Genomic DNA, 14,248 nt, shown 5'->3' on the forward strand with positions numbered 1-14,248 from the left:
AAGTAGACTTCGCAGCGTAGTGCAGATGCGCTGCTCTGCGGAGTCGTAGGGTATGTTCATCGAGCGCCCCCCTTGGTTTTACAGGAAGCTCTTCCCCGGGTCAGTCTGGCGACTGCCCGCGGAAGAGCCCTGTGTTTATATCACCTTCGACGACGGCCCCAACGCTGCCACCACCCCCCGCCTGCTCCGCGTGCTGGACCAGCTCGCCGTCCCCGCCACCTTCTTCTGCGTCGGCGACAACGTCCGCCGTTACCCCGAAGCCTACCGCGCCATCCTCGCCTCCGGACACACCGTCGGCAATCACACCCATCACCACATCCGCGGCTTCCGTCTGCCCGCCTCAGACTACATGGCCGACGTCCGCCTGGCCGCCAAGCTGATCGACAGCCCCCTCTTCCGCCCCCCGCACGGTCGACTCACCCCCGCTCAACAGGCAGCCCTCCGCGCGGCTGGCTACCGACTCATCATGTTCGACGTCGTCACCCGCGACTACAGCCCCCGCCTCACCCCCGACGACGTCTTCCATAACGCCACCCATTACGCCCGCAACGGCTCCCTCATCGTCTTCCACGACTCCCCCAAGGCCGCCCCGCGGATGTTCGACGCCCTGCCCCGCGTCGTCACGTGGCTCCGCACCGCTGGATACACCTTTCGGCGCCTCGAAGCTCCCCCGCCGTTTTCACCGCGCACCCAAGAACTGTGAAAAACGGGGCGCCGTTTTCACCGCGCACCCAAGAACTGTGAAAAACAGCCCGCCGTTTTCACCGCGCACCCAAGAACTGTAAAAAACGGGCCGCCGTTTTCACCGCGCAGGCTGTCGGCATGAAAAAGGCGGCCCGTTTTAGACCGCGCACCCCGTCGCGGTGTAAAAGGCGGCCCGTTTTGGACCGCGCACCCCGTAGCCATGCAAAAGGCGGCCCGTTTTGGACCGCGCACCCCGTAGCCATGCAAAAGGCGGTCCGTTTTGGGCCCCGACACCCCGTAGCCATGAAAAAGGCAGCCCGTTTTGGACCCCAACACCCCGTAGCCATGCAAAAGGCGGCACGTTATGGACCCCGACACCCCGTAGCCATGAAAAAGGCGGCCCGTTTTGGGCCCCGACACCCCGTAGCCATACAAAAGGCGGCCCGTTTTGGGCCCCAACACCCCGTAGCCATACAAAAGGCGGCACGTTTTTGACCCCGACACCCCGTAGCCATGCTTTGAGAGCACCGACAAGCGAGCTGCCCAAATGATTCGACGCTAAACACAGCCCCGACAGGTCTGTTCCGCCAAGCCTCCACCCATTACGGAAATATTTCCCTAAACAGTTGTGAATGCCCGGCCTTATCGTACTTTTGCACCACAAAGAATGAACAGAGAAAACAATTAAATTATTTACTTATGTGGTTAGTCAAATCTTCCGTCGGGAAAAAGTTGGTGATGAGTATCTCCGGGCTTTTCTTGATCTTCTTTCTGTTGTTCCACTTATCGATGAACGTGGCGGCCGTCTTCTCAACGGACGCCTATAACATGATCTGTGGACTGTTGGGCGCGAATTGGTACGCTGTGGCCGCAACCGTTGTATTGGGCGGCTTCGTGGTGCTCCATTTCGTTTATGCAACGATGCTGACGCTGCAAAATCGCAAGGCACGTGGCAACGATCGCTATGCGGTCAACACCCGTCCGGCGGGCGTAAGCTGGGCATCGCAAAACATGTTCGCCATCGGCGTGGTTGTGATCGGCTTCATGTGCCTTCACCTGTGTCAGTTCTGGCACAAGATGATGTTCGCTGAACTCACCGGACACCATGAAGTGGCGTTGGGCGGCCAGATGGTCTCTCCGCAAGACGGAGCCGCCTTCATCCGCTACTACTTCAGCCAGCCCCTCGTGGTTCTGGGCTATCTGATCTGGTACGTAGCCCTGTGGTTCCACCTCACGCACGGCTTCTGGAGCGCCATCCACACCATCGGCTGGAACAACCAACAATGGTTCAACCGCTGGAAATGTATCTCCACCATCGTGGCTACGCTCATCTGCGTAGGCTTCGCCTTCGTAACCCTTTTCTTCTACGCGCAAAGCCTCAGCAACTAACAAGAGAGAGAAAGACAAGCATTACTTATGTGTAGGTGTGACGCATAGAAACACCTCATTTATTATTCGGAAATCATCATGGCAGAAATCAATTCCAAAATACCGGAAGGTCCATTAGCCGACAAATGGACCAATTATAAAGACCATCAGAAGTTAGTCAACCCCGCCAACAAGCGCCGCCTCGACGTCATCATCGTCGGCACCGGACTGGCCGGTGCTTCAGCCGCCTCATCACTGGCAGAGATGGGCTTCAACGTCCTCAACTTCTGTATTCAGGACTCACCGCGCCGCGCACACTCCATCGCCGCCCAAGGCGGTATCAACGCGGCCAAGAACTATCAGAACGACGGCGACTCCGTCTATCGCCTCTTCTACGACACTATCAAAGGCGGTGACTATCGTGCCCGCGAAGCCAACGTCTATCGTCTGGCTGAAGTCTCGAACGCCATCATCGACCAATGCGTAGCGCAAGGCGTACCCTTCGCCCGCGAATACGGCGGCTTGCTCGACAACCGCTCCTTCGGTGGCGCACAGGTATCGCGAACCTTTTATGCCCGCGGCCAAACGGGTCAGCAGCTCCTTCTGGGCGCCTATTCGGCCCTCAGCCGTCAGGTGGGCAAAGGCAAAGTGAAGATGTTTACGCGCCACGAAATGCTCGACCTCGTTATCGTTGACGGCCGTGCACGCGGCATCATCGTCCGCAACCTCGTCACCGGCGCCATCGAGCGTTACGCTGCCCACGCCGTAGTGATCGCCACGGGCGGTTACGCCAACGTCTTCTTCCTTTCTACGAACGCCATGGCCTCGAACGGTTCGGCCGCATGGCAGTGCTACAAGAAGGGCGCCTACTTCGCCAACCCCTGTATGGCGCAGATCCACCCGACCTGTATCCCCGTTCACGGCGAGTTCCAGTCGAAACTGACGCTGATGTCCGAGTCGCTCCGTAACGATGGTCGTATCTGGGTGCCTAAAAAGCTCGAGGATGCACAAGCCATCCGCGCAGGCAAGCTGAAACCGACGCAGATCAAAGAGGAAGACCGCGACTACTACCTCGAGCGCCGCTATCCGGCCTTCGGTAACCTCGTACCGCGTGACGTAGCTTCACGTGCCGCCAAGGAACGTTGCGATGCAGGCTTCGGCGTGAACAACACGGGCCTCGCCGTCTACCTCGACTTCGCGGACGCCATCAAGCGCCTCGGTCGTGACGTAGTAGAGCAGAAATACGGCAACCTCTTCCAGATGTATGAGAAGATCGTCGACGAGAATCCCTACGAGACGCCGATGATGATCTTCCCCGCGCTCCATTACACCATGGGCGGCATTTGGGTTGACTACGAACTGATGACCAGCATTCCGGGACTCTTCGCCATCGGCGAGGCCAACTTCTCCGACCACGGAGCCAATCGCCTCGGCGCCTCGGCGCTGATGCAAGGCTTGGCCGACGGATACTTCGTGCTCCCCTACACGATCCAGAACTATCTGGCCGACCAAATTCAAGTGCCCCACTTCCACACTGATCTGCCCGAGTTTGAAGAAGCAGAGAAACAGGTGCGCCACCGCATCGAGACACTGATGAACATCAAGGGCAAGCGCTCCGTGGACAGCATCCACAAGGAGCTGGGCCACATCATGTGGGAACATGTCGGTATGGCGCGCGATGCTGCCGGCTTGAAGGAAGCTATCGAGATGCTGAAAGAGCTGAAGAAAGAATTTTGGTCGAACGTCCGTATCCCGGGTAAGCCTTACGACCTGAACGTAGAGCTCGAGAAAGCTCTCCGTCTGGCCGACTTCATCGAGACGGGTGCCCTTATGGCGCACGATGCGCTCGACCGCGAGGAGTCTTGCGGCGGACACTTCCGCAGCGAACACCAGACAGAGGAAGGTGAGGCTCTGCGTCACGACGACAAATTCATGTACGTCTCCTGCTGGGAATACCGCGGCGAGGACAAGGATCCCGTCATGCAGAAAGAGATGCTGAACTATCAGTTTGTGGTACCGCAGACACGTAACTACAAGAAGTAACCCCCCTACTCAAATACGACCGAATCATGGATAAGAATATCAATATAACATTGAAAGTCTGGCGCCAGAAAGGACCGAAAGAGAAGGGCGCCTTTGAAACCTACCAACTGAAGGACATCTCGCAGGGCAGCTCGTTCCTCGAGATGCTCGACGTACTTAACGAGCAACTTGTCAACGAAGGCCGCGAGCCTGTCTTCTTCGATCACGATTGCCGTGAGGGTATCTGCGGCATGTGCTCGCTCTACATCAACGGCCACCCGCACGGCCCCGACAGCGCCATCACCACCTGCCAGCTCCACATGCGCAAATTCCACGACGGCGAAACGATCACCATCGAGCCATGGCGCTCGGCCGGCTTCCCCATCATTCGCGACCTCACGGTGGATCGTCAAGCGTACGACAAGATTATGCAGGCTGGCGGTTTCGTATCAGTCAACACTGGCGGCGTCCCTGACGCCAACGCCATACCGATCCCGAAGAAGGATGCCGACCTCGCAATGGATGCCGCCGCTTGTATCGGCTGTGGCGCCTGCGCTGCCGCTTGTAAGAACGGCTCGGCGATGCTCTTCGTATCGGCCAAAGTCAGTCAGTTGGCACTCCTCCCACAGGGAAGAGTTGAGGCTACACGCCGCGCTAAGGCGATGGTGGCCAAGATGGACGAGCTCGGCTTCGGTAACTGTACGAATACGCGTGCCTGTGAGGCCGAATGTCCGAAGAGTATCTCTGTCCTGAACATCGCACGCCTCAACCGCGAGTTCATCTCAGCAAAGCTCAAAGACTGATCCCTACGTTGCACTCGGATTCCGAGTCGCACGACTATACGCACTGAGGGCGTCGGAACTTGTTTTCGACGCCCTCTTCTCATATCCATCTGGGATCAGACGTAATCTTTACCTTTGTCCACATCACACAAAAACCAAAAGACATGATTGACAATGAACGAATCTGCATGATGGCTCTGGCGATGACAGAAGGCATCAACAACGCCAAGGCGCACATACTATTAGATCATTTTGGAACGGCAACTGAAGTCTTTGCGGCCCGCAGTCATCCGTGGGAGATTGCGCGTGGATTGGGCAGCGGATATCCTGCATCGCGGATTGTTAGTCGGATGGAGGAAGCGCTGAGGCGTGCTGAGCAAGAAGCGCGGTTTATCGAGCAGCATCGCATACGTCTCTACACCATCACGGATCCGGACTATCCGCGCCGTTTGGCTGAATATGACAATCCGCCCATCGTATGTTACTACCGAGGAACTGCCGATCTTAATGCGCCGAAGGTGATCGGCGTGGTGGGGACTCGGCGTGCTACCCCTTACGGACTACGGCTTGCAGAGAAATTACTTCGAGATGTGGCTAAAGTTTTTCCAGAGATGCTTGTGATCAGTGGGTTAGCGTATGGTATCGACGTATGTGCTCACCGCACAGCATTGCAACTCGGGCTTCCGACGGTCGGGGTATTTGCTCACGGACTCGACAATTGCTATCCGAAGAGCCACTGCGAGATCGCGCGGAGGATGATCGAGCGGGGCGGATTATTTACCGATTACCCGTCCGAGACACCCATCGCAGGTGAGAACTTCTTAAAGCGCAACCGTTTGATTGCCGGTCTCTCCGATGCAATCGTTGTCGTCGAATCGTTTGAGCGGGGTGGGGCACTCTCCACGGCCACCCACGCCTTCGCCAATAGCCGCGACGTCTTTGCCTTCCCGGGTAATGTGGGAGATGACCACTCTCTCGGATGCAATCAACTGATCCGGGACAATAAGGCGGGATTGATTTTGTCTGCGAACGACCTATTCCGCAGTATGCTCTGGGACGTCTGTACCGCTGAATCACACCCCCACATACAGATGAGGATCCCTTTCGAAGCGTGATCACTCATTCACCGCCATACGGACTGAGGGCATCGGATACGTTTTCCGGCGCCCTCAGTCTGTTTATATGGGTCGCGGAAATCGCAAGCGCAAGTCTGCGCTCGGGACGGTACGTTTACCGTTTCACGCGATAGGAGTCTGCGCAAGGAATAACAGGTCAGACGACGCTGTCGGTAGGGGGCTGCGTGGTGCGGGATAGATGCTACGCAGACGGTCGATGGACCGTTTGCAGCATCGGGGAACCTTGCGGATCTTTGGGGCATCAACCAACATAAATGATACGCCTTATGACACTTAGCTCAGACGACATTCGGCATCTGGCCGATAAGAAAATTACCGAAGCCCAACTGAATGAACAGCTGGCATGCTTCGCGAACGGCTTTCCATTTCTCTCCCTCGTGGCCTCCGCAACTGCTGGAAACGGTATCCGCGTAGTGTCCGACGAAGAGCTTGCCCAGTACATTGAACGTTGGAACACTTATCTGACGCGCGATGCCCACATTCTCAAATTCGTTCCGGCCTCTGGTGCAGCCAGCCGGATGTTCAAGAACCTCTTCGCATTCCTGTCCTCCTCGTCGGATAGTCCGTCGACGGACTTCGAACGCACCTTCTTCGACCAGATTGACTCGTTCGCCTTCTTCGGTACGCTTGACGCTGCATGCCGCACCAATGAGGGAATGGGCGTGCATGAGCTGATCGCCGCGGGGCGGTATAAGGCTGTCGTTGCTAACTTGCTCGAGGCGCGCGGGATGGACTATGGCGAACTGCCGAAGGGACTGCTCCTTTTTCACGGATCGGCTGATGGTCCGCGGACGGCACTCGAGGAACATCTCGTGGAGGGTGCACTCTACGCTCGCAATCAAGCGGGGCGTGTGAACATCCACCTGACCGTTTCGCCTGAGCATCAGGCACTCTTCGAGCAGCTGGTGCGGCGTGTTGTACCTGCATACGAGAGTCGTTACGGTGTACGGTATGACATCTCGTTCAGTACGCAGCAGCCTTCTACCGACACGGTTGCCGTGGATTTGCAGAATCAGCCCTTCCGCGAGGCGGACGGTACGATCCTTTTCCGCCCCGGTGGACACGGCGCGCTGATTGGTAACCTCGACGCGATGGACGCGGATGTTGTTTTCATTAAGAATATCGACAACGTAGTCCCCGACCGCATGAAACCCGTGACCGTAACCTACAAACAACTTCTGGCGGGTATACTGGTCGACCTGCACGATCGCATTTCTAACTACGTACGACTGATCGATAGCGGTGCATGCTCGCCCGAACAGGTGGACGAGATCGACCGTTTCGTCTGCGAGACGCTCTGCGTGCGTAATCCGTCTATGCCCACCGAGCTGAAGGATCGCATCGCCTATTTGCGACGCAAGCTCATGCGGCCGCTCCGGGTGTGCGGCATGGTGAAGAATACGGGTGAACCGGGCGGCGGACCCTTCTTTGCGGTCGATCCGGATGGCACCATCTCGCTGCAGATCCTCGAAAGTTCGCAGATCAATATGAGCGATCCCCATGCGCGCCACCTATTCGAGCAAGGTACGCACTTCAATCCCTGCGACATAGTCTGTGCGCTGCGCGATCCGTACGGTCATAAGTACCACTTGCCTGATTTTGTTGATCGTAACACGGGATTCATCACGCAGAAGAGTAAGGATGGGCGTGAGCTCAAGGCACTTGAGCTGCCCGGACTGTGGAACGGCGCGATGAGCGACTGGAATACGGTCTTCGTAGAGGTGCCGATCGAAACTTTCAACCCTGTCAAGACGGTCAACGACCTGCTTCGACCGGAACATAGGAACTAATCGACTGTTTTGGGAGTTTTCTCCCTTGTCATACATTGTGTCTTCCCGCCGACGCAGAGATGCATCGGCGGGATTTTTTTGTCACCTGTTCCGCCGCCGGATTATCCTTTCTCGATCCTCTTTGCCTACCCTGCCGCAGGATGGGGTGGAAAGATGGATGCCACGATTCTACCCAACGATGAGATGGGTTGCCCTTTGTGGGAACGTTTGAGAGGCATATGCGGTACACGCCTATCCTACCGAGTAGGAGGAGCAGGAGCTTTCAGCAGAATGATAACCCTCACTGAAAGAGAATGAAAGCCCTTCTGAGAGAACGACTGAATACAAAAACGGGCACCCTGACTTTGCAGGATACCCGATTGCTATGCGACAAACGCATGACCTATACTGCGGTCGGAGGGGGCCTATACGCTGAACATGCGATTAGATTCCCCGATCGGAAGGGTAGCATACAAAAATGGGCACCCTAACCTTGCAGGGTGCCCGATTGCCTTGCGACGAGCGCATGACCTATACTGCGGTCAGAGGGGATCTGAAAGCTGAGTCTGCGATTAGATTCCCTGGCTGGAAGAATACCATATAAAAACGGGCACCCTGACTTTGCAGGATGCCCGATTGCCATACGATAAGCGTATGGCCTATGCTGTAGTCTGAGGGGGTCTGAACACTAAATCCATGACTAGATTCTCCGATCGGAAGGATAGCATACAAAAACGGGTATCCCGGCTTTGCAGGATGCCCGATTGCTATGCGACAAGCGCATGGCCTATGCTGCGGTCTGAGGAGGCTGAACGCTGAGCCTGCGATTAGATTCCTCGGTCAAAAGGATAGCATACAAAAACGGGCACCCGGACTTTGCAGGGTACCCGATTGTCATGCGGCAAGCGTATAGCCTATACTACGGTCGGAAGGGGAGTTGAACGCTGAGCCTGCGATTAGACTCCTCGGTCAAAAGGATCTGGATACAAAAACGGGCACCCTGACTTTGCAGGATACCCGATTGCCATGCGACAAGCGCATGGCCTATACTACGGTCTGAGAAGGTCTGAACACTAAATCTGTGATTGGACTCTCCGATCGAAAGTATCAGCATACAAAAACGGACATCTCGACTTTGCAGGATGCCCGATTGCCATGCGGCAAGCGCATGGTCTATACTGCGGTCGGAGGGAGCCTATACACTGAACCTGCGATTAGACACCTCGGTTGGAAGGGTCGGAAGAGTCGAGCCCGCAGAGAGACTCTGCCGGGCGAACGGTTCAGAGATGCAGTGAGCGGTTACTCCTCTGGGAGATGGATCTCAGGGCCGCCGCCGCTCTCGGGCTTCTTCGGTGGCTCGGGGGTCTCACCGCCGCCTTCGGGTTTCTTGGGCGTGTCGCCTCCGGGGGTGTCGGGCGTCTTCGGTTTTTCATCTTCCGGGAGGCGAATGTCTGGCTCTTCCTTTCTTTTCTTAGGGTTCTTCGGCGACTCGGGCTGCTTCGGTTCCTTATCCTTACCACCCTTTTTCTTCTTCGAGGAGGCTTTCTTCTGCGCGATTCGCTGGCGATACGTCGTCTTGATCATGCCGAGCACGGCGTTGATGCGGTCTATCAGCTCGCCAATAGCTTTGCGGTCATCGTCGGTGGTAGTGGACAGATAGGCGGCTTCGATATGGCGAAAGATTTGGTCAGCCGTCGCATCGTTCTTCACGCGTAACGATGCGCCAGAGGGTAGGGTGTCGGATGCGAGGTCCTTCACGCGCGATCCTCGGAGCGTAAGATATTCGTTATGGACTGTGTGGAGCATTTGGACGACCTCAGTCAGCCCAAGGGTGGCTAGATCTGCGGTGGCCGTAGGCTTATCCAGATCGTTGAGCAATCCAGAAACGTGACCTGTTTCCTCAATCAAGTTCTCACGCTGAAGACCTTTATAGGAATCGATGACGAGGCGGAGGCGGTGAGCAGCTTTCGCGCGGGTTTCGACAGGTGAAGTCGACGCAGCGCGGATCTCTAAAAAGAGGGATGAAACGATCTCCCGCCGCTTTTTCCCTTTGGCGGTTAAGAATGGAATGGACTCCGACGGCGGCGTGTCTCGCACCGCATCTTTCTCCTGATCAATGTCCTTCTTCCAAGAGGGAATATCCGTTGTGCCCAGCAGAATCTTTTCCGGTGCGAAGGGCTGAATCAATCCATAGATTTGTTCCTGCATATCGATATGCATAGCCATAGGATAGCGCGTTGTATCGTTCGCGATCTTTTTTATCTCTCTCATCGTATTATGTTTTTGATGTGTGAATGAATCATGATGATTATGGCCGCAAATGTAAGTCACTTATTCGTATCCATTGCAAAACCATCTGCATTATTTTTTTTAACCCCTCTTGTTGCGGGATTAGTCCACGTCAAGCGGCGATACAATCATGTAGATCATCCCACCGATATGCGGCGTAAAGATTACCTATTGTGCCGATCATTGAATGCCTAAGCCATCCTTACATTGACTCCTATTCTATATATTTGCATACTATTCACGGAAAATACGGTCGATAGCTTTCATTATTTGACAGCCTTTCAAGCGTCGTTTTTTGTATTCTGCACGCTGCAGAGTGTAAAATCAAGACTTGTTTTCTGGATTCCGCAGTGTGCAGAGCTCAAAAACAAAACTTGTTTTCAGGACTTCACAGCGTGCAGAGTCCAAAATCGGAGTTTGTTTTCGGATTTCGCACGCTGCGAAATGCAAAAACAGAACTTGTTTTCGGACTCTGCACACTGCAGAGCGCAAAAACAAAGTCTGTTTTTGGACTCTGCACGCTGCGGAGTGGTCATTCAAAACTTGTTTTCTGTACTCTGCACACTGCGGAATGCAAAATCGGAGTTTGTTTTTGCATCCTACAGCGCAATGAATCATAGCTACTTAGACGATTTTACCATCCTGCTCAGCGTTAGATGGGTCAAACATCAGCCGTTTATCAGTCTCTCTTTATATAGGAAGCCATATACAGATCCTTTTTGTGAGTCATTGGATGCGCGGAGCAGGTCTCACTATATTTGATTGACCACCATACAGCCTGCGAAATAAGCAAAAATTGCTCAATGCATAAATTACGTACAGCGCGCAATAGATTCTACCTTATCCTCTGATCCATCCTGCCAGGAAAAGATCTTGCAAAACAATGCCCTATACATGACCCAGCGCACAAAATGGGTAATAAACTTTGTTCGCACTTGGTCATTGTCGAATGAATGGGTACTTTTGTTTTACATTTTAAGATGAACAAAAGCATACACCACATGAATAATCACACGATCTACTGTCTCGCGCGCCATGCGGGGCAGTATCTGCTGGGCTTGTTTATGCTCAGCGGCCTATCGACCGCCAACAGTGCGGCGCAAACACTTCCCAAGGATCTCTCGCAGAAGGCGGCAACGTATCTCTCTACATGGGCCAAACGGCGTGCCCATGTGGGCAACGTCACCGTGGACTCTATCCGGACGGCCGGGCGAAAAGTCATCTTTTATGCGGACGTTACCCTTTCTTATATCCCGATGCGTGAACCGGATGTGAAAGATGCCCTCCTCAATCTGAGCGCCATGCTCCCGAAATCTTATCGAGACTACAGCGTAGAGATCAGGACAGACGGGCAATCCATTAGCGACCTTGTGCCGGCGGCATACCGCACCGGAGAAAGTAAAAAGATCGACCCTCCGCAGTCGGGATCTGATCATCCGCTTATCACTCGGCTATCCTCCCCTGCGACGGCTAAGCACGGGCTGAACGGCCGGCATATCGCCCTTTGGCAGAGTCATGGACTCTATTACGAACGCAAACTTGGGCGCTGGGAATGGCAGCGCGCACGGACATTTGGCACCGTAGAAGATCTCTACACGCAGAGCTATGTGTTACCCTATCTTGTACCCATGCTTGAGCGGGCCGGTGCCAACGTGCTCCTACCGCGTGAGCGCGATACGCAAGGGGTGGAAATCATTATCGATAATGACGGGTGTCGCAACCGATCGACATACACAGAGAAAAACGCGAAGATGGCCTGGCGCGCGGGGGAGGGTAAAGGCTTTGCCCACCTCAGAGATCGTTATACGGGACAGGAGAATCCGTTTCGTGAGGGCACCTATCGCGCAGTGGAAAGCATTGCCAAGGGGAAAGAGAGCACGGCGGAGTGGACGCCGGACATCCCACACGCGGGACGCTATGCGGTATACGTTTCTTATAAGACCCTGCCAAATAGCACCGAAGAGGCCCTCTATACGGTGCACCATAAGGGCGGCAGCACACGATTTGCCGTCAATCAGCGCATGGGGGGCGGCACATGGATTTATTTGGGGCACTTCGATTTCGACCGGGGTCGTAATCCTTTGGGGCGTGTGGTACTCAGCAACCTGACGGGTCGTGGCGGCGAGATCGTTACGGCAGATGGCGTGAAGATTGGTGGAGGAAAAGGAAACATTGCGCGTGGGGTAACGCTCGATAAGCGAGCCACGACAAATGTGCATAGTGCCTCGTCCACCGAGGAGGATGAGGCGCCAACAACGCCCTATCCCAGCGAGACGAGTGGATACCCCCGATTCACCGAAGCGGCACGCTACTGGATGCAGTGGGCGGGTGTGCCGGATTCGATCTATTCACCATCGGGCGGAAAGAATGACTATACGGACGATTATCGCGGACGAGGCAAATGGGTGAATTACTTAGCCGGTGGCACCTCGGCGACCCCCCAAGAGCCGGGATTGGGTATCCCGATCGATCTCTCTTTTGCCTTCCACTCCGATGCGGGTACAACAACGAACGACTCGACCATGGTCGGCACCTTGGGCATCTTCTGTACGGATGTCTATGACGGGGTCTTTGCAGACGGCAGTACACGTTACGCCTCGCGAGACCTTACCGATATGGTGCAAAGCTCTATCGTACATGATGTGCGCACCCTCTATGAGCCGCGCTGGAGGCGTCGGGCGATGTGGAATAGGCCTTATTCCGAGGCGCGGACACCTCGCGTGCCGGCAATGTTGCTGGAGCTCCTTTCGCACCAGAACTTTGCCGATATGCGATTGGGACTTGATCCGCGTTTCCGATTCACCGTCAGCCGAGCGATTTACAAGGGTATGCTGCGCTTCTTAGCCAATCGTTACGGGCGAAAGTATGCCGTGCAGCCATTGCCTGTCGATCATATGCAGTTGCGCTTCGTCCGCGAAGGAGAGGCCGAGCTTTCGTGGCGCGCTGTGCAAGACCCCTTGGAGCCGACTGCGGAAGCCAAACAATATATCGTGTACATCCGCGAGGGGGATGGTGCATTCGATAATGGTACCTTAGTCAGCAAGCCGACCTTCCACCATGCGCAACGGCCAGGCGTGGTCTACAGCTATCAGGTGACTGCGGTGAATGACGGCGGCGAGAGCTTCCCGTCGGAGACCCTCTCCGCAGGACGCGCTAAGCAGGAGCGCGGCGTGGTCATGGTGATCAACGGTTTCGACAGGGTTAGCGCGCCGGATGATTTCTCCACAGACAGTTTAGCTGGGTTCACCGATTGGACAGATCATGGCGTACCCTACATTAATGATATCAGTTATATCGGCAGCATGAAGGAATTTCGGCGTTCGGCACAGTGGACGGACGATGACGCGGCTGGGTTCGGCGACAGTCGTTCGAACTATGATACCGTCGTCATAGCTGGTAATACGTTCGACTATCCCGCCCTGCACGGCCAGTCCATCTTGCGTGCGGGTTATTCTTTCGTATCATGCAGCAATGAGGCTGTGGAAGATCAAATGGTAGACCTCAAGAATTACCGGATCATTGACTTGATCTTAGGCAAACAGCGACGCACGAAGATGGGACGGGGGGGCGTCACGCCTTTGCAATTCGAGGCATTTAGCCGCGGAATGCAGCGCGCGCTGACGGATCACTGCAAGCGCGGCGGGCGCATCTTCGTTTCTGGCGCCTACGTGGGATCGGACCTTTTCAACAGTCCTCAATCGACGCCCGCAGACCAGTTCTTCGCTACGAACACCCTACATTTCAAATGGCGCGTTGGGCAGGCGTCGTCCACGGGCCAGGTGCGCGGCATCGTATCGCCCTACCCCGCTTTCGACGGGACCTTCGAATATTATGCGGAACCCAACCCTGACAGCTACGTGGTTGAGTCGCCCGATGGCATCGAACCAGCCGATGAGTCGGGACATACGGTCATGCGTTATGCGGAGACACGGATCAGCGCCGGCGTAGTCTATACGGGGAAATATCGCACCTGCATCTTCGGCTTTCCTTTCGAATCGATCAAGAAAGCGTCAGATCGCGATCGCATCATGCAGTCCGTGCTCGGCTTCTTGGATGAGAACTGATCGCACTGCGGAGTAGGCCTGACGAGGAATGATTATCAACCATGCTTCATAACCAACAGGCAAACAGCTACGTTTGCCCCATCATTCAAACCGCTTAACTGGTGTGCCTGAGGGCGCACCCCAACCATTTACAT

8 protein-coding genes are annotated in these 14,248 nt (G+C 55.3%); 7 read left to right on the forward strand and 1 reads right to left on the reverse strand.

Going from position 1 to position 14,248, the window contains the following annotated elements; translation table 11 throughout:
- Nucleotides 1–52 precede the first annotated feature (52 nt).
- The 6 genes from C7123_RS05035 to C7123_RS05060 all read left to right on the forward strand — a co-directional run bounded on the left by C7123_RS05035 (nt 53) and on the right by C7123_RS05060 (nt 7,782).
- On the forward strand, nt 53–703 hold the full coding sequence (locus C7123_RS05035; RefSeq protein WP_069175996.1) for a polysaccharide deacetylase family protein: 651 nt from the start codon (nt 53–55) through the stop codon (nt 701–703).
- A gap of 680 nt (nt 704–1,383) precedes the next feature.
- Nucleotides 1,384–2,073 (forward strand): succinate dehydrogenase cytochrome b subunit, encoded by a 690-nt coding sequence (locus tag C7123_RS05040; protein ID WP_069175997.1) that lies wholly within the window; start codon nt 1,384–1,386, stop codon nt 2,071–2,073.
- A 78-nt stretch (nt 2,074–2,151) separates the two neighbouring features.
- Nucleotides 2,152–4,095, forward strand: coding sequence for a fumarate reductase/succinate dehydrogenase flavoprotein subunit (locus C7123_RS05045; protein WP_069175998.1), 1,944 nt, complete (start codon nt 2,152–2,154; stop codon nt 4,093–4,095).
- A 26-nt stretch (nt 4,096–4,121) separates the two neighbouring features.
- Nucleotides 4,122–4,877, forward strand: coding sequence for a succinate dehydrogenase/fumarate reductase iron-sulfur subunit (locus C7123_RS05050; RefSeq protein ID WP_037977774.1), 756 nt, complete (start codon nt 4,122–4,124; stop codon nt 4,875–4,877).
- Nucleotides 4,878–5,020: 143 nt separating this feature from the next.
- Nucleotides 5,021–5,971 carry a DNA-processing protein DprA gene (gene dprA, locus C7123_RS05055; RefSeq protein WP_069175999.1) on the forward strand — a complete coding sequence of 317 codons (951 nt, stop codon included), beginning with the start codon at nt 5,021–5,023 and terminating at the stop codon, nt 5,969–5,971.
- Between the two features lie 287 nt (nt 5,972–6,258).
- Nucleotides 6,259–7,782 carry a DUF4301 family protein gene (locus C7123_RS05060; protein WP_069176000.1) on the forward strand — a complete coding sequence of 508 codons (1,524 nt, stop codon included), beginning with the start codon at nt 6,259–6,261 and terminating at the stop codon, nt 7,780–7,782.
- 1,278 nt (nt 7,783–9,060) lie between these two features.
- On the opposite strand, the gene C7123_RS05065 is transcribed toward C7123_RS05060, so the two are convergent.
- Nucleotides 9,061–10,032: a DUF6261 family protein gene (locus C7123_RS05065; protein ID WP_069176001.1), complete on the reverse strand. Its 972-nt coding sequence runs from the start codon at nt 10,030–10,032 to the stop codon at nt 9,061–9,063.
- Nucleotides 10,033–11,051: 1,019 nt separating this feature from the next.
- On the opposite strand from C7123_RS05065, the gene C7123_RS05070 reads away from it, so the two are divergent.
- A complete protein-coding gene (locus tag C7123_RS05070) occupies nt 11,052–14,114 on the forward strand; it encodes a golvesin C-terminal-like domain-containing protein (RefSeq protein ID WP_159049837.1) in 3,063 nt (1,020 codons plus the stop codon).
- Nucleotides 14,115–14,248 lie beyond the last annotated feature (134 nt).

It is taken from the genome of Tannerella serpentiformis (assembly GCF_003033925.1).
GTDB lineage: Bacteria > Bacteroidota > Bacteroidia > Bacteroidales > Tannerellaceae > Tannerella > Tannerella serpentiformis.